Annotated in this window: 18 protein-coding genes; 9 read left to right on the top strand and 9 right to left on the bottom strand. The window is 73.3% G+C overall.

Annotation, left to right across the window (positions count from 1 at the left end; genetic code table 11):
• Nucleotides 1–178: 178 nt before the first annotated feature.
• The 4 genes from SNE206_RS20345 (at nucleotide 179) to SNE206_RS20330 (ending at nucleotide 4,418) form a co-directional block, all read left to right on the top strand.
• The gene (locus tag SNE206_RS20345; protein ID WP_407914857.1) at nucleotides 179–655 is read left to right on the top strand and encodes a DUF5709 domain-containing protein; all 477 of its coding nucleotides are present in this window, start codon (nucleotides 179–181) and stop codon (nucleotides 653–655) included.
• A gap of 99 nt (nucleotides 656–754) precedes the next feature.
• Nucleotides 755–1,018: a ubiquitin carboxyl-terminal hydrolase 14 gene (locus tag SNE206_RS20340; protein ID WP_407914856.1), complete on the top strand. Its 264-nt coding sequence runs from the start codon at nucleotides 755–757 to the stop codon at nucleotides 1,016–1,018.
• A gap of 216 nt (nucleotides 1,019–1,234) precedes the next feature.
• Nucleotides 1,235–3,004, top strand: a complete 1,770-nt coding sequence (locus SNE206_RS20335) for a cation:proton antiporter (RefSeq protein WP_407914855.1) — start codon at nucleotides 1,235–1,237, stop codon at nucleotides 3,002–3,004.
• Nucleotides 3,005–3,116: 112 nt separating this feature from the next.
• On the top strand, nucleotides 3,117–4,418 hold the full coding sequence (locus tag SNE206_RS20330) for a DUF2254 domain-containing protein (RefSeq protein ID WP_407914854.1): 1,302 nt from the start codon (nucleotides 3,117–3,119) through the stop codon (nucleotides 4,416–4,418).
• 24 nt (nucleotides 4,419–4,442) lie between these two features.
• Here the strand turns inward: SNE206_RS20330 and SNE206_RS20325 are convergent, their stop codons facing one another.
• From SNE206_RS20325 to SNE206_RS20315, 3 genes are all read right to left on the bottom strand, one after another.
• Nucleotides 4,443–5,435: a helix-turn-helix domain-containing protein gene (locus SNE206_RS20325; protein ID WP_407914853.1), complete on the bottom strand. Its 993-nt coding sequence runs from the start codon at nucleotides 5,433–5,435 to the stop codon at nucleotides 4,443–4,445.
• 88 nt (nucleotides 5,436–5,523) lie between these two features.
• Nucleotides 5,524–9,369 carry a S8 family serine peptidase gene (locus SNE206_RS20320; protein WP_407914852.1) on the bottom strand — a complete coding sequence of 1,282 codons (3,846 nt, stop codon included), beginning with the start codon at nucleotides 9,367–9,369 and terminating at the stop codon, nucleotides 5,524–5,526.
• Between the two features lie 165 nt (nucleotides 9,370–9,534).
• Nucleotides 9,535–10,074, bottom strand: a complete 540-nt coding sequence (locus SNE206_RS20315; RefSeq protein ID WP_407914851.1) for a gluconokinase — start codon at nucleotides 10,072–10,074, stop codon at nucleotides 9,535–9,537.
• A 263-nt stretch (nucleotides 10,075–10,337) separates the two neighbouring features.
• Here SNE206_RS20315 and SNE206_RS20310 point away from each other — a divergent pair, with 263 nt between their 5' ends.
• The 3 genes from SNE206_RS20310 (at nucleotide 10,338) to SNE206_RS20300 (ending at nucleotide 13,673) form a co-directional block, all read left to right on the top strand.
• A complete protein-coding gene (locus tag SNE206_RS20310; protein ID WP_407914850.1) occupies nucleotides 10,338–11,171 on the top strand; it encodes an SDR family oxidoreductase in 834 nt (277 codons plus the stop codon).
• Nucleotides 11,172–11,238: 67 nt separating this feature from the next.
• Entirely contained in the window at nucleotides 11,239–12,657 is a 1,419-nt protein-coding gene (locus SNE206_RS20305) for a cytochrome ubiquinol oxidase subunit I (RefSeq protein WP_407914925.1), read from the top strand.
• Nucleotides 12,654–13,673 carry a cytochrome d ubiquinol oxidase subunit II gene (locus SNE206_RS20300; protein WP_407914849.1) on the top strand — a complete coding sequence of 340 codons (1,020 nt, stop codon included), beginning with the start codon at nucleotides 12,654–12,656 and terminating at the stop codon, nucleotides 13,671–13,673. The genes SNE206_RS20305 and SNE206_RS20300 overlap by 4 nt, the downstream gene beginning before the upstream one ends.
• A 77-nt stretch (nucleotides 13,674–13,750) precedes the next feature.
• Here the strand turns inward: SNE206_RS20300 and SNE206_RS20295 are convergent, their stop codons facing one another.
• From SNE206_RS20295 to SNE206_RS20280, 4 genes are all read right to left on the bottom strand, one after another.
• Nucleotides 13,751–15,331 carry a GMC oxidoreductase gene (locus SNE206_RS20295; protein ID WP_407914848.1) on the bottom strand — a complete coding sequence of 527 codons (1,581 nt, stop codon included), beginning with the start codon at nucleotides 15,329–15,331 and terminating at the stop codon, nucleotides 13,751–13,753.
• A gap of 66 nt (nucleotides 15,332–15,397) precedes the next feature.
• A complete protein-coding gene (locus SNE206_RS20290) occupies nucleotides 15,398–16,288 on the bottom strand; it encodes a cyclase family protein (protein WP_407914924.1) in 891 nt (296 codons plus the stop codon).
• A 61-nt stretch (nucleotides 16,289–16,349) separates the two neighbouring features.
• Nucleotides 16,350–18,173, bottom strand: coding sequence for a glycoside hydrolase family 15 protein (locus tag SNE206_RS20285; protein ID WP_407914847.1), 1,824 nt, complete (start codon nucleotides 18,171–18,173; stop codon nucleotides 16,350–16,352).
• A gap of 245 nt (nucleotides 18,174–18,418) precedes the next feature.
• Nucleotides 18,419–19,003 (bottom strand): peroxiredoxin-like family protein, encoded by a 585-nt coding sequence (locus SNE206_RS20280; protein ID WP_407914846.1) that lies wholly within the window; start codon nucleotides 19,001–19,003, stop codon nucleotides 18,419–18,421.
• Nucleotides 19,004–19,066: 63 nt separating this feature from the next.
• Here SNE206_RS20280 and SNE206_RS20275 point away from each other — a divergent pair, with 63 nt between their 5' ends.
• The gene (locus tag SNE206_RS20275; protein WP_407914845.1) at nucleotides 19,067–19,690 is read left to right on the top strand and encodes a TetR/AcrR family transcriptional regulator; all 624 of its coding nucleotides are present in this window, start codon (nucleotides 19,067–19,069) and stop codon (nucleotides 19,688–19,690) included.
• 176 nt (nucleotides 19,691–19,866) lie between these two features.
• Here the strand turns inward: SNE206_RS20275 and SNE206_RS20270 are convergent, their stop codons facing one another.
• Entirely contained in the window at nucleotides 19,867–21,444 is a 1,578-nt protein-coding gene (locus tag SNE206_RS20270; RefSeq protein WP_407914844.1) for a carbohydrate-binding protein, read from the bottom strand.
• A gap of 565 nt (nucleotides 21,445–22,009) precedes the next feature.
• On the opposite strand from SNE206_RS20270, the gene SNE206_RS20265 reads away from it, so the two are divergent.
• The gene (locus tag SNE206_RS20265; RefSeq protein WP_407914843.1) at nucleotides 22,010–22,384 is read left to right on the top strand and encodes a VOC family protein; all 375 of its coding nucleotides are present in this window, start codon (nucleotides 22,010–22,012) and stop codon (nucleotides 22,382–22,384) included.
• 49 nt (nucleotides 22,385–22,433) lie between these two features.
• Here the strand turns inward: SNE206_RS20265 and SNE206_RS20260 are convergent, their stop codons facing one another.
• Nucleotides 22,434–23,318 (bottom strand): MurR/RpiR family transcriptional regulator, encoded by an 885-nt coding sequence (locus SNE206_RS20260; protein ID WP_407914842.1) that lies wholly within the window; start codon nucleotides 23,316–23,318, stop codon nucleotides 22,434–22,436.
• Nucleotides 23,319–23,344 lie beyond the last annotated feature (26 nt).

The raw sequence follows: 23,344 nt of genomic DNA, 5'->3' as shown, positions 1-23,344 counted from the left end.
TTCGCGTGCCTGCGGGCCGCCACCCCGGGGGTGGCGGCCCGCAGGCGCGTGGAGGGGCGGGGCCGATGTTCCCCCGGGCCCGGGGCCGGGGCCGGGAAGCGCCGCCGAGTGGGCGACCGCCGGGCAGGCGCCGTACGGTGGGCGTGTCGGCTGCGGCGCACCGCGCCCGGAGGTGATCATGAGCAACGGCGGCACGGAGAACGACGGCCCGCCCACCGGGGGCGGCGACGACCAGCAGGACACCGGTCCCCTGGATCCCGAGAACACACTGGACGACCGCGGGTACGACGACGTCCTGGACGAGGGCTACTCGCCACCGGAGCGCCCGTACGGGGTCGACCGGCCCGGCACCACCGTGGCGGAACAGCGCGACGGGGAGAGCCTCGACCGGCGGCTGGCCCGCGAGCTGCCGGAGATCGCGCCGGACGACGGCGACGGCATCGGTGACCTGGCGGACGGCGACGGAGAACCGGTGGACCGCGAGGTCGGCGACGACCGGGCGGGACGGCTGGTGGCCCCCGACGAGGGCGCCCACGGGACCGTCGACCGGGAGATGCTCGCCTCCGACGTCGGGATCGACGGCGGGGCGGCCTGCGCCGAGGAGGCCGCCATGCACATCGTCCCGGCGGAGGAGCTCGGCACCGACGCGCCGTAGGACGGCGGGCGATGCGCCGGCCGTGCGGGCCGCGCGCCCCGGACCCCGCGCCCCGGCCGACGGCGCCCGGCCCCTGCGCACGACCGACCGGAGGCTGCGATGACGACCCTGCCCGACCCGCACCTGGCCATGGTCCGCGACGTCACGCCGCGCACCCCGCAGGGCTGCGAGGACTGCCTGCGCCTCGGGTCCTCCTGGGTACACCTGCGCCTCTGCCTGACCTGCGGCCACGTCGGCTGCTGCGACTCCTCCCCGATGCGCCATGCGAGCGCCCACGCGGCGTCCGAGGACCACCCGGTCGTCCGCTCGTTCGAGCCGGGCGAGGACTGGCGCTGGTGCTACGTCGACGAAGCCGTGGTCTGAGCCCGGCGGGCGCCTGACGGGACGGGTGCGGCCGGCCGCGAGCCTCCGCCCGGTGAGGGCGTTCCGGCGCGCGTCCGGGCCGCCGGCACGGGCCGCCCGGGGACCGCGGGGCCGATCGGGTGGCGCGTGCCATGTTCTGGTGCGGGCGGCACCCGGCGCCGCGGGGAGTGCGATTCAATCCCACAATGCCCCGGGCGCTCGACAAGGAAGGCGGCTGTGACCGACGAAGAGATCCTCCTGGGTATCGCCCTCACCGTCGCCCTCGCCACGGGTTCGCAGGTCCTGGCGAACAAGCTGCGCGTCCCCGCCCTGATCGTGCTGTTGCCGGTCGGCTTCACGGCGGGCGCGCTGACCGACATCATCCATCCCGCGCGGCTCGTCGGACCGGACTTCCCCGCACTGGTCTCGCTGTCCGTCGCCGTGATCCTCTACGACGCCGGCCTCGGGCTGAACCTGCGCAACCTCACCGGCCGTACCCGCGGGATCGTCGGGCGGCTCCTGCTCATCGGCGTCCTGGTCACCTTCTTCGCCGTGTCGGGTATCGGCCCAGCACTGTTCGGCATCCCGTTGCGGGTGGCGGCGATGATCGGCGTGATCCTCGTCGTGTCGGGCCCGACCGTCGTCGGGCCGCTGCTGGAGTACGTCCGGCCGACGGACAAGGTACGGCGCATCCTGATCTGGGAGGGCACGCTGACCGACCCGATCGGCGGCATCCTCGGAGCCATCGTCTTCCACGCCGTCGCGACGACCGGCCAGATCGACATCGGCCGGGGCTACCAGATCGGCCAGTTCCTCATCAGCATGGGCGTCGGCCTGACGGGCGGCGCCGTGGGCACCGTCCTCCTCTGGCTGGCGCTGCGCAAACTGCGGCTCGGCGAGACGCTCGGCACGCTGGCACAGCTGGCGACGGTGATCCTCGTGTCCGCGGGCTGCGACATCGTCCGCGACGACACCGGCCTCATCGCGGCGATCGTCACCGGACTCGCCGTCACCAACCTGCCGGGCCTGGACATGCCGGCCCGCAGGCCCTTCCTCGAAACGCTCGTCCAGCTGATCATCGGCCTGTTGTTCATCTCCATCTCCTCCGCCGTCACCCCCGCGTCCGTGACGCCCGTGCTCGTTCCGTCGCTGGTACTGATCGCGGTCCTGGTGCTCGTGCTGCGTCCGCTCATCGCGTACGCGGCGGCCCGCGGCTCGGGACTCACCCGGGGGGAGTGGGGCTTCATCGGGTGGATGGCGCCGCGCGGCATCGTCGCCGCGTCCACCGCGTCCGCCTTCGCCGCCACCCTCGTGGAGAAGGGGCTGCCGGGTGCCGCCAAGATCCTGCCGATCACCTTCCTCGTGATCGTGGGGACGGTCCTGCTCTACGCGCTGACCGCCGCCCCCGTGGCCCGGCGCCTCGGCGTCGTGCGGCCGAGCCGGACCCGGCCGCTGCTCGTCGGCGGCGACCCGTGGGTGATCGGCCTGGGCAGGGCTCTGGAGTCGGCGGGGCTCGACGTGCTGATGTGGGCGGGGCTCGACGAGGAGCGCGAGCGGATCAGGGCGGCCGGCATCGAACTCGCGCACGGCGAGATGCTGGCGACCGCGACCAACCCGCGGGCGCGCCTGGAGGGCGTCACGGCGGTGTTCCTGCTCACCGACGACGACGACTTCAACGCGCTCGCCTCGGTCGTCGTCAAAGACAACGTGGAGGGGCCCGTGTACCGGGTGGGGCCCCCGCGGGGCAGCCACGGGGTGGTCGCCCCGTACACCGGGGGCGACATCCTCTTCGGCCACGCGCTCGTCCGGCACGTCCTGGCGGAACGCTACCGGCAGGGCGCGCGCTTCCTGGTGCAGTCCGGCGGCGTACCGGTCCCGCCGGGCCACGACACCCTGTTCACCCTCCGCCCCGACGGCAAGCTCGACCCGGTCACCGCGTCACGGCCCGCCGCGCCGCAGGAGGGCGGCACCGCCGTGCTGCTCGGCCCCGCAGCGGGCGCGGGGTGACCGGACGGCGGCGAGCACCGCGACCACATCCCGAAGCCGAATCCGGAAGGTGCCCTGTGAGGTCCTCTCCCCCACCGGCCCGTCGAGGACATTCCCCGCTCGGGCGGGCCCGATGATGTCGTGGGCAGCCCGGTTCCGGCTGCGGCAGTACGCGAAGGCCAGTCTGTGGATCGTGCCGCTGTTCGGGCTCCTGCTCGGGGTCGTCATGGCCGAGTGCGCGGCAGCCGTGGACGGGGCCTCCTGGCTGCCGAAGACCTGGGACTACTCCGCGTCGACCGCGAGCAGTGTCCTCAGCTCCGTGGTCGGCTCGATGATCGCGCTGCTCGGATTCGTCGTGACGATCGGCGTCCTCGTGATCCAGCAGGCCACCGGCACGCTGTCGCCGCGCTACATGCGGCTCTGGTACCGCGACCGGCTGCAGAAGGCCGTGCTGGCCACGTTCACCGGCACGTTCTCGTTCGCCTACACCCTGCTGCGGAGCATCGAGTCGGACTCCGTCCCGAACCTCGGGGTCACGCTGGCCGGCATCGCCGTCTCCGTGAGCCTGCTGCTCCTGCTGATCTACCTCAACCGCTTCACCCACAACCTGCGGCCGGTGGCGATCGCCGACCTGGTGGCCCGCATGGGCGAGAAGGTGCTGCACAGCACCGCGGCGCAGGTCCGGGACGCGGCCGTACGCGAGGCCGGCCCCGCCCTGTCGGCCGGGCCGGTGACCCGTGTCCGTGCCGAGCGCGGCGGGGTGGTCCAGGCGTTCGACGCGGCCGGGATGGTGCGGCTGGCAGCCCGGCACGACTGCGTCCTCGCCATGGCCTGCGTGGTGGGTGACTTCGTGTCGCCCGGCGGCACCGTCGTCGAGGTCCGCGGCGGCGCCTCGGTGCCCGACCGGCGGGAGGTGGCCGGGCTCCTGGCCCTCGGTGCGGAGCGGACCATCGAGCAGGACCCGGCCTTCGCGCTGCGCATCCTCGTCGACATCGCGATCCGGGCGCTCTCCCCCGCGGTCAACGACCCCACCACCGCGGTGCAGGTGCTCAACCACGTCGAGGCGTTCCTGCACGCCGTCGGCCGGGTCGGGCTCCGCGGTCGTTACGTGCTCGGCGACGGCGGCGGCCGGCCCCGGCTCGTGGTGCCGGGCCGGGCCTGGGAGGACTACCTCCAGCTCGCCGTCACGGAGATCCGCGACTACGGCGCGGGCTCCGTCCAGGTCTGCCGGCGGCTCCGGGCGATGCTGGAGGGGCTCCTGGAGTCCCTGCCCGCCGCATGCCGGCCGGCCCTCCTCGCGGAGCTCGCCCTGCTCGCCGACGCGGTCGGGCGGGAGTTCGCCGATGCTCCGCGCCACACCGCGGCGCGGACGGCGGACCCGCAGGGCATCGGTGGCGGACGGCACCCGGACGGGGGCGGCACAGCGGTCCCCTGACCGCCCGGCAGGCGGAAGGGCGGGTCACGCCCAGCCGCGGCGGGCCGCTTGCCAGCCGAGCTGGATGCGGGTCTCGACGCCGGCCCGCGCCATGAGGTCGGTGAGCCGGCGCTGGACGGTGCGGCGGGAGATGCCGAGCTGGCCGGCGGCCGCCTGGTCGGTCAGCCCGGCCAGGACCAGGGCGAGGATGCGGGAGTCGAGTTCGTCGATCTCGCCGGGCCGGGTCTCCGTCAGGCCGTCGCCGACGGTGTTCACCGAGATGGGGAAGGACGCCTGCCAGGACGTCTCGAAGTACGCGATCAGCGCGTCGAGCAGGCCGCCCGCGTGCACGAGGACGGACGCGGCGGCCGTGTTCTGGGCCGAGCGGAGCGGCACCATGGCGACCCTGCTGTCGGCGATCACCAGCTTGACCGGTACGTGGTCGGCGACGTGGAGCTGCTGGCCCTCGGCGAGGCTCGCGAGGACGCCCGCTACCATGCCCGGTTCGGTGAGCGCCGAGCGCTGGAGGATCGCGCGGTAGAGCACGCCGCGACGCACACCGGCCTGCCCGGCCTCGTTCTGCGCGTGGGGGACGACGGTGAGGTTCGGCACCATCATCGACCGCACGTGGTGGTGGGCGGACTGCTGGATCTGGGCGAAGCGGTGGCGTACCGCGGCGACGTCGGTGATGACCTCGACGACGCCCGAGGCACGGTCGCGGGCCGCCCGGTGGTGCTGTTCCGCGAGGTCGGCGAGGGCGGCCTCGGCGGCGTGCAGGTCGTCGCGCCGCTGGCGGAGCACCGCGCCGAGGGCGATGTCGGGGGGCGCGGCGGTGTAGACGGTGTCGGCGTCCGGGCCGCCGGTGCCCGGGGTGCCCGTGGCCAGTCCACGGGCGGTGAGTGCGGCGAGCAGGCTGCGGATGTCGTCCGTCGTCCGTCCGGTGTCGGCGGCGAGTCCGGCGACACTCCGGTCGACCCGGGTCGCCAGGAGCCGGTAGACCTCCTCCTGGGCGGGGTCGAGCCCGAGCGCGGCGAACATGAGCGGTCCTCACTTCCCGGTGTTGGCGAGTGAGGATACGCGGGACGGCCCCGGGCGGAACGCCCGGGGCCGTCCCGACGGCGGAGGGTTATGGCTCGGCGTGGCCGTGGCGGGGCGGGCCGGACAACCCGTACGCTCTGATCACGTCCTGGGTGACGCGGTTGCCGGCACTGTCCCGGGCCGTCGCCCGGAGGGAGACGAAGCCGTGGGAGGGTGCGTCGAACCGGGCCGTCCAGCTCCCGGCGGCGGTGCGCTCCAGGCCGACGGGGCGCCAGGTGGCGCCGTCGTCGTAGGAGACCGCGAGGGTGCCGTCGGTGACCTTGCCGGTGCCCGCGGCGCCGGGCAGGTGGCTCGCGGACAGGCCGACCGTCTGCCGGCCGCCCGGCCGGTTGCCCGCGAGGTCGGTGGAGACCTGGTAGTCCAGCTGCAGGAGCGCCATCAGGTCGACCGCGTAGGGATCGGTTACCGGGGCCGACCTGACCGTCCACACCGAGTGGGTGCGGGGCGTGAGCCGGTAGAGTGCCGGGTCGCGCTCGGCCTTCATGTCGAAGGTGTAGGTCACCGGCCGGTCCGGCACCGAGTCGAGGTAGAGAGAGGGCCAGGCCGAGGTCTTCACGAGCCGGCCGTCCTCGTAGGCCTTCAGCTCGACCGTGTTGTGGTCGTCGAGCATGTAGCCGCCGTGGTCGGTGCCGCTGTCCGTCCAGGCCTGGATGTTGACCTCCGCATAGCCCAGCTGGCGGCTCGACCACCAGAAGCCGCTGCCGTTGCGGGGGTGCGCGACCGGCGCGTACCAGTCCCGGGTCGCCTCGGTGTGCGGCCGGTAGGTCACCATGCCCGACCGGGACTCGACGGCCATGCCGGGCCCGGTGAGGGTGTCCTCCGCCCATGTGGTACCAGGCTGGGCGGAGACGAAGTCGGTGCGGGTTCCGGGCATGTCGACCCGCTGGTGGAAGCCCACCGAGTAGGCGCGGTAGGGGCGGTAGTCCCAGCGGTACTCGCCGCCGGCGTAGGTGGTGTCGCCGTGGAAGCGCATCCGGACGGTCGCGAGGTCCGCCGCCTTCGGCCGGTACGCCAGGTCCTCCGGGATCCGGTCGGGCTTCGGGTCCACCAGATCGTAGACGTACGGCGAGTTGCGCACGCCTCTGAGCGCCAGCTCGGCACCGCGGTCGGCGGCGGCCAGCAGCGTCGCACCCTCCCGCGCGGTGACGGAGACGACGGGCACGCCGCTCTCGGTGCCGGCGTCCGTGCCCACCCACTCGTAGAGCTTGCCGGGGCCGTCGTTGACCACGATCAGCAGGGCGGCGTCCGCGTCCGCGGCGGCCTGGGCCCGCTGACTGCCGGTCAGCGCGTCGGAGGCCGTGACGACCGCGATCCTGCCCTTGACGTGATGGCGCGCGTAGTCGGCGGGCGTACCCGTGCCGGCGTGGACGGCCTTCAGGCGGGCCGTGCCGTCGTACACCGACGACCCGGCCTGGCTCTGGACCGTGACGGGCCGGCCGTCCCGGCCGACGGTCAGCTGCGGCACGGCCTTGCGCCAGCGGGTCTCGTACTCGAACGCGCCGCGGGTCACCGGGCGGGTGGGGAGCACGAACAGGCTGTCGTCGGTCGGGGAGAGGATGTACTGCCCGGCGATGGTGCTGTCGGCGCCGTCGGAGCGGTACCAGTCGGCGTAGACCATGCGGTCCTCGCTCTCCTGCGGCACCTGCGCGGTCGCCTCGACCGCCCGGGAGGCGTCCAGGTCGATGCTGCGGTCCCGGTCGAGGATGATCTCCGGGTCGCCCAGCAGTGCCAGGCCGACCGAGTCGGGGCCGTGGCTTCCGGCCACCTGGAGGTAGCTCACCGCGCTGTAGGTGCCCGCGGGCAGCCGCACGTCGGCACGGCCTGTGGCGTCGACCGGGATGAACGACGGGTCGGGAACGCCGAACGTCTGCAGCTCGACGGTGCCGGCGGCGGGCTTGCCGGCGCGGTCCTTGAGCGCGATGTGCAGGGTGTACCGCTGGTCCTCCTTGTACAGGCCCAGTTGCGTCCGGACCCGCACGGCACCGGTGGTGTCGGTGGCGGTGACCTGTCCGAGGTAGCGGCGGCCGTTCGCGCCCATGCGCGGCTCGGCGGTCGCGGTGACGCCCGCACTGCCGTGCGCGGGCACGGTGACCGTGTCGGCGGAGAGTGTGAACATCCCGGCGGGCGCGGCAGCGCCGGCGTCGGCGCCCGGGTCGACGTCGTACGCGCCGCCGGCCACCTCGACTCTCTCGGCGAGCCGCAGCACGAGGTCCGTGTCGCCGTCGTTCCGGTAGACGACGGTGCGGGCGACGGGCGGCTCACCGGTGTGCGGCCACGCGTCGAAGCCGAACCAGACCGAACCGGTGCCGGTCACCGTGGCCGCGACCGAGGAGGTGAGGTCGACCCGGCCCGCACCGACCTGGTACGCGGTCGTCCCGGCCAGCGGGGCGGACGTGCTCGTCAACGCGTCCTTGAGGCGGGTACCGGTCCAGTCCGGGTGCTCCTGCGCCAGGATCGCCGCCGCGCCGGCGACGTGCGGGGTCGCCATCGACGTGCCGCTCATCGCCTGGTAGTAGCCGCTCTCCGCGGTGCCGCCGGCCTTCGCCGCCAGCACGTCGACGCCGGGGGCTGCGATGTCCGGCTTGAGGGCGTAGTCGCCGTAGCGCGGGCCCGTGGTGGAGAAGGAGGCGAGCCGGTCCTCGTCGTCGACGGCGGCCACGGTCAGGGCCGCGTCGGCGACGCCCGGCGCGCCCATCACGGCCTCCTGCCCGGCATTGCCGGCGGCGATCACGAACAGGGCGCCGCTCTCCGCGCTGAGCCGGTCGACCGCCTGGCTCATCGGGTCGGTGCCGTCGCTGGGGTCGGAGCCGCCGAGGCTCATGCTGACCACCCTGGCGTGCTGGGCGACGGCCCACTCCATGCCCGCAATGACCCACGAGTCGTCGCCCGAGCCGTCGTCGGCGAGCACCTTGCCGATCAGCAGGTCGGCACCGGGCGCGACGCCCTTCTCCCGCCCCCCGGAGGCGGCGCCGCTGCCGCCCACGGTGGACGCGGTGTGGGTGCCGTGGCCGTGGCCGTCGTCGGCGCTCTCCCCCGGCACGAAGCTCTTGGCCTGCGAGACCCGGCCGTTCAGGTCCGGGTGGTTGCGGTCGACACCGGTGTCGAGCACGGCGACCTTGACGCCCTTGCCGTCGAGGCCCGCGGCCCAGGCGCCCGGGGCGCCGATGCGGGCGGTGCTCGTCGCCAGCGAGGCGTGCACCTTCCCGTCCAGCCAGATCCGGTTCACACCGCCCGACAGCCGGGCGGTAGCCGGCTCCGCCGAGGCCGTCACGGCCGTGGGGGCGGGCGCGGCCACCGTGTTCCAGGTGTCCCGGGTGTGCTTCTTGGCGACCCTGAGGGCGGCGCCGTCGATGCTGGGCAGCGTCCGCACCGTGGCCGAGCCCTTCGGCGCCCGGCCAGCGGCGGGGGCGGCACCGGGAGCGGCGTCCGTGCCGGGGGCCGCCACGTCGTAGCCGACGATCAGCGGGATGCCGTCGCTGTGCGCGTCGTCGTACCCCTGGGCGATCAGTGACGTGACGTCGAACAGCCGCCGGTCCAGCGCGCCCGCGGCGAGGTAGGGCATGACCTCGTCGGGAAGGACGTACAGGTCCTTGCCGACACTCTCGGTCCGCACACCGCCGGGGGCACCGGCCGGCCGGCTCACGTCGACGGCCTGCCGGCCCTGTCCGAGGTCCATGACGCGGACCACGTCACCGGTGATGAGGGTCACGCTGTGGGTGACGCTGCCCGGCCGGGCCGGGGACGCCGTCGGAAGCGCGCCGCGCGCCGTCGCACTGCCGACCGGCCCGGCCACGAGGACGACCGCCGAGGTGCAGGCCACCGCTGCGGTCAGGATCCTCCGACCGGGGCGGTAGCGGGGTATGGGGGGAGTCATGTGACGGTCTTACAGGTGCGCGCCGGAGCTCCGGAACGTCCTGACCTGGCACAAAAGAGCCAGGTCTCACATGCGCCACCACCACCGGCCGCCGCGGACCGGGCCCCGCCCCTGACCGGGGCTCACCCGGCTGAGCCCCGGGCCCCGGACCAGCCGGGGCGCCGCTCAGCGCGGCGCCCCGCCCTCGAAGTCCGCGAGGGCTGCCTCGGCCGCCTCCAGGACCGCCTCACGACCCCAGGCGCCGTCCACGGTGAGCCCCGCCTCGCCGGGCCGCAGCGGTTCCAGCGTGTCGTACTGGGAGTCGAGGAGGGCGGCCGGCATGAAGTGCCCGAACCGGTGCGTGATCCGGGCCCGCGCGACCTCGGGGTCCAGGTCCAGGTGGAGGAACCACACGCCGGGCCCGGCCGCGCGGAAGGCCTGCCGGTACTCGTACTTGAGCGCGGAACACGAGATCACGGCACCCTCCCCGCTCACCGTGGCCGTGCGGATCCGGTCGGCGAGGGTGTGAAGCCAGGGCCTGCGGGCCTCGTCGTCGAGCGGCTCGCCGGCCGACATCCGCGCGATGTTCTCCGCCGGGTGGAGGTCGTCGCCCTCCACGAACGGCACCCCGCGCCGACGGGCGAGCAGCCGGCCCAGGGTCGTCTTGCCAGAACCGGAGACGCCCATCACCACGACGACCGTCGGCGCCGTTGCCGGTCTCCCCATGCTGCTCCTCGCGTCGATCCCGGAACGGATCCCTTCGGGAGAGCTTCCCGCACGGGCTGCCCGACCGGCCCGACCGCCACCGCCGCACCCGGCACGGTGTACCCGGACGGCCGCACGGCCGACGCCGACCGCACCGCTGCACCCCGTCCGGGGGACATCGCTGCGCCCGATGGCCGAGCGCACCGCGTGCCTCACCGGGGCACACGGCGCGTGCGGGCAGGGTACCTGCGGTAGCGAACAGGAACCTACGACGGGAGACGACCATGGCCACGGCTGCGGACGGACGGCTTGCCCTGCCACCCCTGCTGCGCGGGCAGAAGGCGCTGGTCACCGGTGCGAACTCGGGCATCGGCAAGGCCACCGCGATCGCCCTGGGCCGGGCCGGCGCCGACGTCGTCGTGAACTACGTCTCCGGCCGCGAGGCGGCGGACGAGGTCGTCGAGGAGATCAGGTCCTTCGGCGTGCAGGCGTTCGCGCACGAGGCGGACGTCTCCGACGAGGGCCAGGTCGTCGCGATGTTCGCGCGCACGGTCGAGGAGTTCGGCACGGTCGACGTCCTGGTCGCCAACGCCGGCCTGCAACGCGACGCCGCCAGCACCGAGATGACGCTCGACCAGTGGAACAAGGTCATCGGCGTCAACCTCACCGGGCAGTTCCTGTGCGCGCGCGAGGCCGCGAAGGAGTTCGTGCGCCGGGGCGTCGTCCCCGAGGTGTCCCGCGCGGCCGGGAAGATCGTCTGCATGAGCTCCGTCCACCAGATCATCCCCTGGTCGGGCCACGTCAACTACGCGGCCTCCAAGGGCGGCATCCTGATGATGATGCAGACCCTGGCGCAGGAGTTCGCCCCGAAGGGCATCCGGGTCAACGCGGTCGCACCCGGTGCCATCCGCACCCCCATCAACCGCAGCGCCTGGGAGACCCCCGAGGCCGAGACCGCCCTGCTCGAACTGATCCCGTACCGCCGGGTCGGCGACCCGGAGGACATCGCCCACGCGGTGACCCTCCTCGCCTCCGACCTGATGGACTACGTGGTCGGCACCACGATCTACGTCGACGGCGGCATGACGCTCTTCCCCGGCTTCGCGACCGGAGGCTGACCCGCAGGTGGACACCGCGACACAGCTCCTCGCCGGCACACCGTCGCAACTCCTGCCCGCCCGCGAGATGATGGCCTTCACCCTGGCCACCCACATCATGCTGGTGCCGTTCGGTGTGGCCCTGCCGTTCATCACCCTGGTGATGCACCACCGCGGACTGCGCCGGAAGGACGCCACCGCGATGCTGCTGGCCCGGCGGTGGTCCGCCGTGATGGCCGTGCAGTTCGCCGTCGGCATCGTCACCGGCACCGTGCTGTCCTTCGAGTTCGGCCTGCTGTGGCCCGGCATGATGGGCCGCTGGGGCGACGTCTTCGGCCTCGGATTCGGCGTCGAGGCCTGGGCGTTCTTCCTGGAGGCCGTCCTCGTCGCGATCTACCTCTACGGCTGGCGCCGACTGAAGCCGTGGACGCACTTCTGGCTCGCCGTGCCGCTGCCCCTCGCCGCCCTCATGGGCGCGTTCGGCATCATCGCCGCGAACTCGTGGATGAACACCCCGCAGGGCTTCCAGCTCGACCCGGACGGCAACCCCGTCGACGTCGACGTCCGCCAGGCGATCTTCACCCCGATGTTCGGGCCGGAGTACTGGCACTTCGTCGTCGCGATGTTCCTCACCGCGGGCTACGTCGTCGCCGGGGTCTACGCGGTCGGCTGGCTGCGCGGCCGCCGCGACCACTACCACCGCCTCGGCTTCACCGTGCCGTTCACCGTCGCCGCGATCCTCACCCCGATCCAGTTCTTCCTCGGTGACAACATCGCGCGGCAGATCTTCCACAAGCAGCCGATCAAGTTCGCCACCGCCGAACTCGTCTGGGACACCGACACCCACGTCCCCGAGTACCTCTTCGGCCGCCTGCAGGAGGACGGCACCGTCAAGGGCGGCATCAAGATCCCCCAACTCGACTCCATCCTGGCCGGGTTCACACCGGACACCCAGGTCACCGGCCTCAGCTCGGTGCCCGCCTCCGACCGGCCGACCGCGCTCCAGGCGACCATCGTGCACTGGGCCTTCGACATCATGGCGACCATCGGCAGCGTGCTCATCCTGCTCGCCCTCTGGTACGCCTGGTGCTGGTGGCGCCACCGCGACCTGCCCCGGTCGAAGTGGTTCTTCCGCTGCGCGGCCGTCGCAGGTGTCGCCAGCGTGATCACCGTCGAGTGCGGCTGGATCACCACCGAGGTCGGCCGCCAGCCCTGGATCGTCTACCAGAACATGCGCGTCTCGGACGCGGTAACGCCGACCCGCGCCGCCTCCCTGTGGACGATGTTCGGCGTCGTGGCGGTGGTCTACGTCCTCATCTTCGGGGCGTTCCTCACCGTGCTGCTCAAGATGCGCACCCGCTGGCGCCTGGCCGAGGACGGCGCGGCCGCCGCGGAGAGCCCGGAGACCGACACCCCGTACGGCCCGCGCCCCGAACTCGCCGCCACCGCCGCGCAGCCGCCACCGCCCGCCGACGGCCCGGGCCGGGCACCGGGAGGCCCCGAGTGACCGCCGACATCCTGTCCTGGGTCCTGCTGCTGGCGATCGCCGCGTACGCCTGCGGCGGCGGCGTCGACTACGGCGCCGGATTCTGGGATCTCCTGGCCGGCGGCACCGAACGCGGCAGGCGCCCGAGGTGGCTGATCGACCACGCCATGGCCCCCGTCTGGGAGGTGAACAACGTCTGGCTGATCTTCGTCCTGGTCCTCATGTGGACGGGCTTCCCCGCGTTCTTCCAGACCGTCTTCACCGCCCTGTGGCTGCCCCTCGCGCTCGCCGCCGTCGGCATGGTCCTGCGCGGCGCCGGCTTCGCGCTGCGCAAGCCCACCCGCCGCCTGGCCGCCCGCCGGGTCTACGGCGCGGCTTTCGCCGTCTCCTCCCTGCTCACCCCGTTCTTCTTCGGAGCGGTGATCGGCAGCGTCGCCTCCGGCCGGGTCGTCCCCGGCGCAACCGCCTCCACCGAGGCCTGGGCCAACACGACCTCGGTGATCGCCGGGCTGCTCGCCGTCTGCGCGACCGCCGTCCTCGGCGCGGTCTTCCTCACCGCGGACGCCCGCCGTTTCGGCGAGACCGGGCTCGTCGGCTACTTCCGGCTGCGCGCCCGGATCTCCGTCGCGGCGCTGGTGGCCGTCGGCGCGGTCGGCCTCGCCGTGACCGCCGACGACGCCTCGTACGTGCACCACGGGCTCACCCACGGCTGGGGGCTGCTGCTCGTCCTGCTGTCGGTGGCGGCCGGGGCGGTCACCGCCGTCCTGGTCGGCGGGTCCGCGCTCGGATGGGCCCGGTACAGCGCGGTGGCCGCCGTCGCCCTGGCGGTCGCCGCCTGGGGCGTCGCCCAGCGGCCCTACCTGGTGCCCACCTCGCTGACCGTCCGCGAGGCCGCGGGGGCGAGCGCCACCCTGCAGTGGATGCTCGTCGTGGCGGTGGTCGCGCTCGTCCTGATCGGCCCTGCCGTGGTGCTGCTCTACCGGCTCGACACGCGCGGCGTGCTGGAGCCGCTGACGGACGAGGACGTCACGCGGTGACGCCACCGCCGTGCCGCCGGGTCGTTGTCGGTGGCACGGCGGTGGCACGGCACCGACCCACCCGGCCCGGCCCGGGCTCAGCCGAGGCGCTCCGCGATGCGGTCGCCGACCCGCAGGGCGTTGGCGATGGCCGTCAGCGACGGGTTCACCGCACCGATGCTCGGGAAGAAGCTGGTGTCGACGACGTAGAGGTTGTCCAGGTCATGGGCCCTGCAGTCGGTGTCGAGGGCCGAGGTCCGAGGGTCGGTGCCGAAGCGCACGGTGCCGGCCTGGTGGGCGGTGGCGCCGATCGGCATGCCCTTGTGCAGGTAGAGGCTGTGCGGCAGCAGGTGGTGCGGGTGCATGCCCAGGTGGCCCAGCATCTTCTGGAGCTTGTGCTGGAGGCGCTTCAGCCCTTCGGTGTTGTTCTTCTCGTCCAGGGTGAGGTGGATGGCGCCGTCGCCGTCGAGGGTGACGCGGTTGTCGGGCTGCGGGAGGTCCTCGCCGCACAGCCAGAAGTCCACGGCGTGGTGGGCCAGCACCTCGAAGGGCATGTCGGGGGAGGCCATGCCCGCCCACCGGGGCGCCTCGCCGCGGATCTGGTCGGAGTCGGACTTGCCGAGCATCTGGATGCCGCCGAGGGGGTAGTCCCAGTCGTCCGCGCCCAGGTACCAGTCGTTGAGCGCGAGGGTCTTCTGGAACTGCGTGTCGTTGGGCTCCTTGGAGACCGCCATCAGGGCGAGGTTGTTGTGCCGCATGTAGTGGCGGCCGACCACGCCGGAGCTGTTGGCCAGCCCGTCCGGGTGCCGGTCGTTCGCCGAACGCAGCAGTAGCGCTGCGGAGTTGACGGCTCCGCAGGCCACCACCACGATGTCGGCGGAGTACTTCGCGACCGTCCCGTCGGCGAGTTCGGCGACCACCTTGTCAACGCTGCGGCCGGTCGGCCCGGTTTCGAGCCTGCGGACGTTCGCCCCGGTGACCATCGTGACGTTGTCGTGCTCCAGGGCCGGGTCGACACAGATGACCTGGGCGTCGGCCTTGCCCTGCACCAGGCACGGGAATCCGTCGACCCGGTTGCAGCGGATGCAGACGCTGGTGTGGGTCGCCCGGCCGTCGGCGTCCTGGGTGAGGTTCACGCCGATCGGCAGGTGGAAGGGGTGCAGGCCCTGCTTCTCCAGGTCGTCGCTGAGCTGCTGGATGCGTGGTTCGTGCTGCACCGGCGGGTGGGCGTACTGGGCGCTCACCGGGCCCTCCCCCGGGTCCTCCCCGTGGTGGCCGTGCACCAGGTACAGGTGCTCGGCCTGGGTGTAGTAGGGCTCCAGGTCCTCGTAACGGATGGGCCAGGCCGGGGAGATGCCGCCGTGGTGGTGCAACTCGCCGAAGTCCTCGGGGCGCAGGCGGAACAGCGCGGCGCCGTAGAACTTCGTGTTGCCGCCGACGTAGTAGTTGACCTCGGGCGGGAACTGCTCGCCGTGCTTGTCGTACCAGAACTCGGGGGCACGGTACTTGCCCTTGACGAAGACCGCGGTCGACTCCCAGTTGTCCCGCTCGCGGGGCAGGTAGCCGCCGCGTTCCAGGATGAGGACGCGCTTGCCGGTGGGGGCGAGGCGGTGGGCGAGGGTGCCGCCGCCTGCTCCGGTGCCGATGACGATGACGTCGTAGTGCTCGGTGCCTGCCATGGGTTCGCCTCGGATCGTGGGTCGGTGCGGTGGGCGGCGGGGTGCGGCCGGCGGGCGGCCCGCCGGTCAGAGGACGGCGATGGGGTTGACGGGGGAACCGGTGGCCGCGGGCAGCCGCAGGGGCGCGACCACGCAGAGGAACGACCAGCGGTCCTCCTCCTCGCAGAGCGGCACCAGGTCCTCGAACTGCAGGTAGTCCATGAAGTGGAGCCCGAGGGCGTGGATGCCCAGGACGTGCACGGGGAAGTCCACGCCCTCGGTGGGGCTGGGGGCGGTGTCGTTGTTGCCGTCGCTGCCCAGCACGGAGACCCGGCGCTCGGCCAGGAACTCCGCCGCGGCGGGGTGCAGGCCGGCCCGGCTGTGCGCGGCGTCCCAGGGCCCCGCCTCGATGCGCCTGCGGCGGTGGCCGACCCGGACGAGGAGGATGTCCCCCGCTCCGACCCGCACGTGCTGCGCGGCCTCGGCGGCCCGGAGGTCGTCGGCGGTCACGTGGTCGCCCGGCTCCAGCCACGGCACACCGCGCAGCCGCGGGATGTCGAGCAGGACGCCGCGGCCGACGATGCCGTTCCGCACGAGCTCGACGGACAGGGCGGTGGCGCCCTCCGCGGTCACGGTGTCCGCCGGGACGCCGCCGTGCAGGGTGCCGTCGTAGACGACGTGGCAGAGGGCGTCGAGATGGCTGTCCGCGTCGCCGTGGACGTGCATCGAGAAGTGGTCGGTGGCGAAGTGGAGTCCGGTGGACGGCGCCCCGGCCTCCGGGGGACTCGTGAGCCGGTGGCCGGCCGGGTGCGGGTTGTCGGGGGCCGCGCGGGTCTCGACCGGTGCGGCGAGGGTGACGGTCCGGCCGGAGCGGACCTCCGCCGCCGCGGCGCGGACCGTCGCGGGCGTGACGGCGGCCAGTGCTCCGCGTCCGCCGGGCTGTGCACCGACCGCCGACGCCCTGAGGCGCGCGTACAGTTCGTCGAACGCGGCCCGGCTCTGGGGGTGGCCACCGGGGCGCGGCGCGTGCGGTCCCGGCTCAGTCGCGCTGCCGCTGCCGGTCAAGGGCCTCGTCCAGGGTCGATGCCGCCATGATGAGCGACATGTGGGTGAACGCCTGAGGGAAGTTGCCGAGTTGCTCGCCGCTGGGGCCGATCTCCTCGGCGAAGAGACCGACGTGGTTGGCGTAGGTGTGCATCTTCTCGAAGGTGTAGCGCGCCGGACGGACCCGCCCGGCCCGGGCCAGCGCGTCGACGTAGAGGTACGTGCAGAGGCTGAACGTGCCCTCCGAGCCGCGCAGGCCGTCCGGCGACGCGGCCGGGTCGTAGCGGTAGACGAGGCTGTCCGAGACGAGCTTGCGCTCCATCGCGTCCAGCGTGGAGAGCCAGCCCGGGCTCCTCGCGGCGAGGAACCCCACGCGCGGGATAACCAGCAGGGAGGCGTCCAGGACGTCACCGCCGTAGTGCTGCACCAGGGCCTGCTCGGACTTGCTCCAGCCCTTGTCCATCACCTGTTCGAGGATGGCGTCCCGGGCGTTGCGCCAGCGCGGGATGTCGGCGGGCCGGCTGAGCTCGGTCGCCAGGCGCATGCCCCGGTCGAACGCCACCCAGCACATCACCCGGCTGTAGGTGAAGTCGTTGCGCCCGCCGCGCGTCTCCCAGATTCCCTCGTCCGGGCGGTCCCAGTTGTCGGACAGCCAGTCCAGGGTCCGCGCGAGGCCCTTCCAGCCGTGGTAGCCCAGCTCCGTGCCGACCTCCAGGCCCTCGGCCATCGCGTACAGGGCCTCGCCGTAGATGTCGAGCTGCAACTGGTCGGCGGCGGCGTTGCCGGCCCGCACCGGGCGCGACCCCCGGTAGCCCTCCCAGTGCTCCAGGATCTCCTCGGTGAGGTGCGGGTCGCCGTCGACCCGGTACATGATCTGCAGCCGCTCGCCGGGCAGGTCGGCCCGGTCGTGCATCCGGTCGCCCAGCCACTTCGTGAACGAGGTCGCCTCCTCGACGAACCCGAGGTCGAGCAGGGCGCGCACCGAGAGCGAGCCGTCCCGGACCCACGAGTACCGGTAGTCCCAGTTGCGTTCGCCGCCGACCTGCTCGGGCAGACCCATGGTGGCGGCGGCGACCGGGGCGCCGGAGGGGTGGTAGGTCAGCAGCTTGAGCGTGATGGCCGAGCGGTTCACCATCTCGCCCCAGCGGCCCCGGTAGCGGGAGGTGTGCAGCCACTTCTGCCAGAAGTCGACCTCCGCCCACAGCCCGTCGGTGATGCCCTCGACGGTGAGCGGAGGCGGTGCTCCTCCGTCGGCGGCACACGTGGTGAAGACGGCGGCGGCGGACTCCCCGATGTTGAGGGTGACCGCGCCGCGGACGTCGTCCCCGTCGCGCTCCAGCGGGAAACTGGCCTGCAGGTGCCCGGTGATGCCGGGAGCGCGGAAGACGGCGCCCTGGGGGTGCAGTTCCAGGTCGTGGCCGGCCCGCCCGTAGTCGAAGCGGGGCCTGCACTCCAGCACGAATCGCACGGTGCCGCGCACCGCCCGGATCACCCGCATCAGGCTGTGGCGGTCTGTCGGGGTGCGGCTCGTGTTCGCGGGCATCCAGTCGACGACCTCGCCGACCCCGTCCGGCGACATGAACCGGGTCACCAGCACGCCGGTGTCCGGGTAGTAGAGCTGCTTGCACGACACGTCCGAGTGCTCCGGCGCCAGCCTGAAGTACCCGCCCCGGTCGTGGTCGAGCAGCGAGGCGAACACGCTCGGCGAGTCGAACCTCGGCGAGCAGAACCAGTTCACCACGCCCTGGGAGGACACCAGGGCGGCGGTCTGCAGGTCGCCCACCAGGCCGTGGTCGGCGATGGGGGGATAGCGGTCCATGAGCGTCCAATCCCACGAGGGTTCCGACGCCGTCCACTATCCGACAGGCCGCACGGGCGCGCCCGTCGGAGCCGTGGCCTGCGGCAGGGGGCCTGGACGGCGGGGACGGCGCCCCCGGACCCGGACGCCCCCGGTGCGGGCGGGCCGGGCCCGGGGGCGCCGTTCGGGCCTCCGTGGAGGCAGCGCGCAGGACCCCGGTGCGGCGGGTCGGCCCCGGGGTTCCGGTCCCCGCGGGAGCGGCGCGCTCAGGCCGGGCGGGCGACGGGCGCGGTGCGGTGCGCCGCGGCCAGTGCGAGGACCTGGTCGACGGTCCAGTGGTCGGAGGCGTGTGCGCCGTAGTGGGCGGCCAGGATCCGGCCGCCGGGTCCGACGAGGAAGTCGGCGGGGAGGCCGAACCGGCCGCCGAGGGGGCGGGCCGCCGGGAGCCGCTCGCGTCCGCGGAGGACGAGGCCGGAGCTCCTGACCAGGCTCCGGACGATCGTGGGCCAGACCCGCGGGTCGAGGAGGGCCCGGACGCCGTGTTCGACGCCGTAGGCGCGGTAGAGGTCCTTGCCGGGGTCGGCGACCAGCGGGAACGGCAGGCCGCCCGCGTACGGGCTCAGCTCGGCGGCGGGCGAGTGGAAGACGGCCGCCTCCAGCACCCCGGCTGCGCGCAGCTCGTCGTGGCGCAGCGCGAAGCCGCGGAGGTGGAGGTTGCAGACGGGGCAGCCGGCGAACCTGCGGAACTGCAGGTGGACGAGCCCGTCGGCGTGCGGACCCGGTACGGGCGCGCCGGTCACGTCGGTCAGCGTGAGGGCGGGGGCGGTGGTGCCGATCTGAAGGCGGGGCACGGGACTCCTTAGGTGTAGACCGTACGCTTAAAACTGTAGGCGTATCCCGTACGCTGTCAAGTCGTGCCACGACCCCGCTCCCTGACGGCCCAGCAGATCGCCACCGCCGCGATCACGGTGATCGACCGTGACGGCCTGGCGGCCCTCTCCATGCGCACCGTCGCCGCCGAACTCGACCGCCGCACCATGGCGCTCTACCGCTACGTGGAGGACCGCGAGGAACTCGAATGCCTCGTGGTGGAACTCGCGCTCGGCACCGTCCTCGACCGCCCCCGCACGGCACCCGTCCCCACCGCGCCGCGCGAGCGGCTGATCGCGCTCATGGAGCTGATGCGCGAGGCCGTGGGCGCCCATCCCGGGGTCCTTCCACTGGCCGTCCGGCACCACACGGGCTGTCTGCCGGCCCTCCGCTGGGCCGAGCACGTGCTGGAGGCCCTCGGCCGGGCGGGCCTCGACGGCCCCGGCCGCCGCCGCGCGCTCCAGGCGCTGACCTCCTACGTGATCGGCGCGCTGGAACTCGAACACCAGGGCCTCGCGCCCGGCGGGGCCGCCAGTCACGCCGCCCTCGCCGCGCCCGACGCCTTCCCGTTGCTGACGTCCTCGCTCGCCGAGCAGCAACAGGCCGATCCCGGCGGCGAGTTCCTCGCCGGTGCGGAGGCCGTGCTGCGCGGCCTCGGCATCGCCTGAAGCCTGCGGGGCCCACCGGGGGCCTCCTCGGCGGCGGCCGGACAGCACTCCGGGCCCGGCGCCGCCGGCCTCGCCGCCCGATCCCGTCGGACCGGCGAGGACAGCGGTCGCGCCGGGCCCGGAGGCCTGGCGCCCCAGGAAGGCTCCCGGGGCGACCTGCTGGTGGACGGAACCCGTTACGGCGTGACCGGGCTGCCGCCGAAGGTCACGACGAGGCGGCCGTCCGAGGCGAACGACCACGCCATGGCGCCGGTGTAGGCGGAGCAGCGCGAACCGTTGGTGCCGGTCCAGAACTGGTTCGAGCCGTCGGCGTCACCGATGGTCTTGTCGTTCGACCCGCTGCCGCTGCGGCACGAGGTGTTGCTGCGGTACACCGACGTGCCCTTGTCGAACGAGAAGTTGCGCTCGGCGTTGTCGATGCCGACGTTGTTCGACATCGCGATCGTGCCCGGGTTGCTGTTGTAGGTGAACCCGTGGTGGCCGTTGCGGTAGGCGATGCTGCGCCGGACGACGTGGTCGACCGCGATGTCGTCGCCGCCGAGCTTGTAGCCGTTGCGGTCGCCGTTGGCGTTCACGGTGCCGTTGCTGAGCGTGCCGTTGCTGTACGACAGGGAGTCCTCGATGGTCACCGGGCCGATGGGCCCGGTGTCGGTCTTGGTGTAGAGGTCCCAGCCGTCGTCGATGTTGTGGTGAGAGACGGTGTAGCGGAAGACGTTGCCGGTGCCGACGGTGAGCTTCGCCGCGAAGCCGTCGGCGTCCTCCCCGTCGGAGTCGGCGTTGTCGTGCGACTCCGAGCTCAGGACGAGGTTGTTGGACGGCCACTGGCCGGTGGGCGTGGTGGAGGCGATCCGCGAGATCTGCAGCCCGGAGTCGCGGTTGAAGCGGGTCACGGTGCGTTCGATGATGTTGTTGCTGCCGCCGACGAAGATCCCGTTGTCACCGGCGCGTTCGACGACGATGCCGTTGACGTGCCAGTACGAGCCGTTCAGGGCGAGCCCGCGGTTGGCCGGGTCCTCCGCCATGGCGGAGAAGTTGAGCACCGGGGTCTCGCCCGGGTACGCGGAGAGCTTCGTGCGGGCACTCGCCGTGCCGTTGCTGCCGACCGGGATGGTGACCGTCTGGGCGTAGTTGTAGGTGCCGCCGCGCAGGTAGATCGTGCCGCCGGACGCGATGCGGCCGATCGCCGAGGTGAGCGTCGTCGGGGCGGCCTGCGTGCCGGCCGCGCCGTCGCTGCCGTTGGGCGCCACGTACAGCGCGGTGCCGGACGGCGGGGTGGTGGTGGCGTCCGGCACCGCGGCGTCGAGGTAGTCGACGTTGGGCAGGCCGGCGGACGTGGTCGGGGTGAACCGGACGGTGTTGCTGCCCTGGACCACCGGCACCGTGAGGGTCTTGGTGACCCAGGTGCCCCATGCGGCGGTGCTCTCGAACGACACCGTCGAGGCTGCCGCGCCGTTCACCGCGAGGCTCGCGGGCCGGGCGGTGGTGGTGCCGTTGGCGAAGCGGACCGTCAGCGTCGCGGTGCCCGCGGCGGGGGCGTTGACGGTGAACTGCAGGACGCCGCCGGTCGCGTTGGTGCCGTTGCAGAAGCCGCTTCCGGAGTAACCGGCCCAGTCGGAGTCGATGGTGCCGGTGCAGGAGGCCGGGGAGCTCTCGGCCTCGTAGCGGGTGGTGGTCGCGGCCTGCGCCGTGCCGGACACCGCGACCAGGGCGCCGGCGAGGAGGCCGGCGGATGCGATGGCTGCTCTCAGGTGCACGTTCGTCTCCAGGTGGGGTTGGTTCGCCTGACCAGGGGTGGGGTGGAACGAGCGATGGAGGAACTGCGCGGCGGGGTGTCCGGTCCGCCCCCGCCGTCCGCGGGAGGGTTCCGCACGGGGCGGCGGGGAGCGGGGCACGGGGCGCAGCGGGGGGCTGACGCCGGGAGTCGCGGCCCGGGGTGGGGGGTGGGAAGCGTTCGAGTACATGAACAGGCCGCGCAGCCGGACGACACATCCGGGCGGAAAAGCGCTTCCGTCGGACCCTAGAGGCGTACCGTGAACGCGTCAATAGACTTGTACTTGATTGATGTTCATGGACATGAACGACGGATCTGCCGCAGCCGGGCCGCGGGCCGGGCCCGGGCATTGTCGCCACCGGCACGAGGGGGTAGCGTCACCCGACGTGAACACCGGACCGGCACCACGCCACACACGGATCGGCAATCCGGTAGACGGCTGACCGCGCCACGGGTGCGCGGACGGCACCCCCTCGATTCGGCACGCGGACCTCCTGGTGCACCTGCACCGCGCGTCCCCGTCCCCTGCCGAACACCGAGGTCACCGCATGACAGCCACGTTCAACCACACCATCATCGCCTCCACGGACCGCGACGCGTCCGCGCGGTTCTTCCGGGAGCTGCTGGAGGTCCGGGAAGCACCGTCCTGGGGCCCGTTCACCAACATCCGGCTCGCCGACGGCGTCCTGCTCCAGTTCGCCGAGCCGCCGGTCGACATCCAGATGCAGCACTACGCGTTCCTGGTCGACGACGAGCTCTTCGACCGGGCGTACGGCCGCCTGCGCGAGCGCGGGATCGAGCACTGGGCGGACCCGCAGATGCGGCGGCCCGGCGAGACCAACACCGAGCACGGCGGCCGGGGGGTGTACTTCAAGGACCCCTCGGGGCACGCGATCGAGCTCATCACCCGCCCCTACCTGTAGCCGGGGCGGCACCCGGCCGGGCAGCCCTCGCACGGCGCCCGGCCGGGTGTCAGGTCAACCCGGCGCGGCGGGCGGTCTCCTCACCGTGCTGCATGTGCTGGTGGGCGCGGTCGCCGAGCTCGCCGATGATCCCCGCCACCAGCGTCTCCACGACCGCGAGCGTCGGCACCAGGCTGTCGTACGGGGACGGTGCGCCGACCTGGCTGGAGAGCACGACCTCGGCCTGGGTGCTGACCGGGGACAGCCAGGTGTCGGTGAACAGGACGACGCGTCCGCCGGCCTCGCGCACGAGTTCGGCCATGGTGGTCTTGTCGTCCTCGTAGCGGCGGTAGTCGAAGACCACCAGCACGTCGCGCCTGCCCAGCGAGGCGAGGTGGGCGGTGCGTTCGACCGGCCGGTCGGGGAGCAGCCGGACGTCGTCGCGCATCTGCATCAGGTGCAGCCCGAGGTACTGGGCGAACAGCTGGCTGAAGCGGCCGCCGACGAGTGTGATGCGGCGTTTGGGGTCGGCCAGCAGCTGCACGGCCCGCCCGAGGTCGTGCGGGGTGACCTCGGCCAGCGTGCGGTCCACCGCCGCGGTGAAGACCTCCCGCCCGTGCGCGAGCAGCCCGGCCGGACCGGGCGGCTCCTCGGACCCGTCCCCGGCCGGGGCACGGTAGTTGCCGGCGGCGTAGAGGGTCAGCGGTGAGGCCTGACGCTCGTCCAGCTCGGCACGGAGGGCGGTCTGGAAGTCGGGAAAGCCGCGGTAGCCCAGCCGGTTGACGAACCGGATGACGGTCGGGGCGCTGACGTCGGCACGCTCGGCGAGGGTGGCGATGGTCTCGAAGCCGGCCGCCGGCCAGCCGGCGAGCAGGACCCGGCCGACCTTGCGCTCGGCGGGGCTGCACTCGCCGAGCCTCTGCCGGATGTCCTCGGCGAGCGTGACGGGGGGCATGGCGGGGTTCCTTTCCCGGTCTGCGG

This window comes from Kitasatospora sp. NE20-6, from assembly GCF_045862635.1.
Note: the sequence above shows the minus strand (reverse complement) of the source record. Positions and strands in the feature narration are given on the sequence as shown.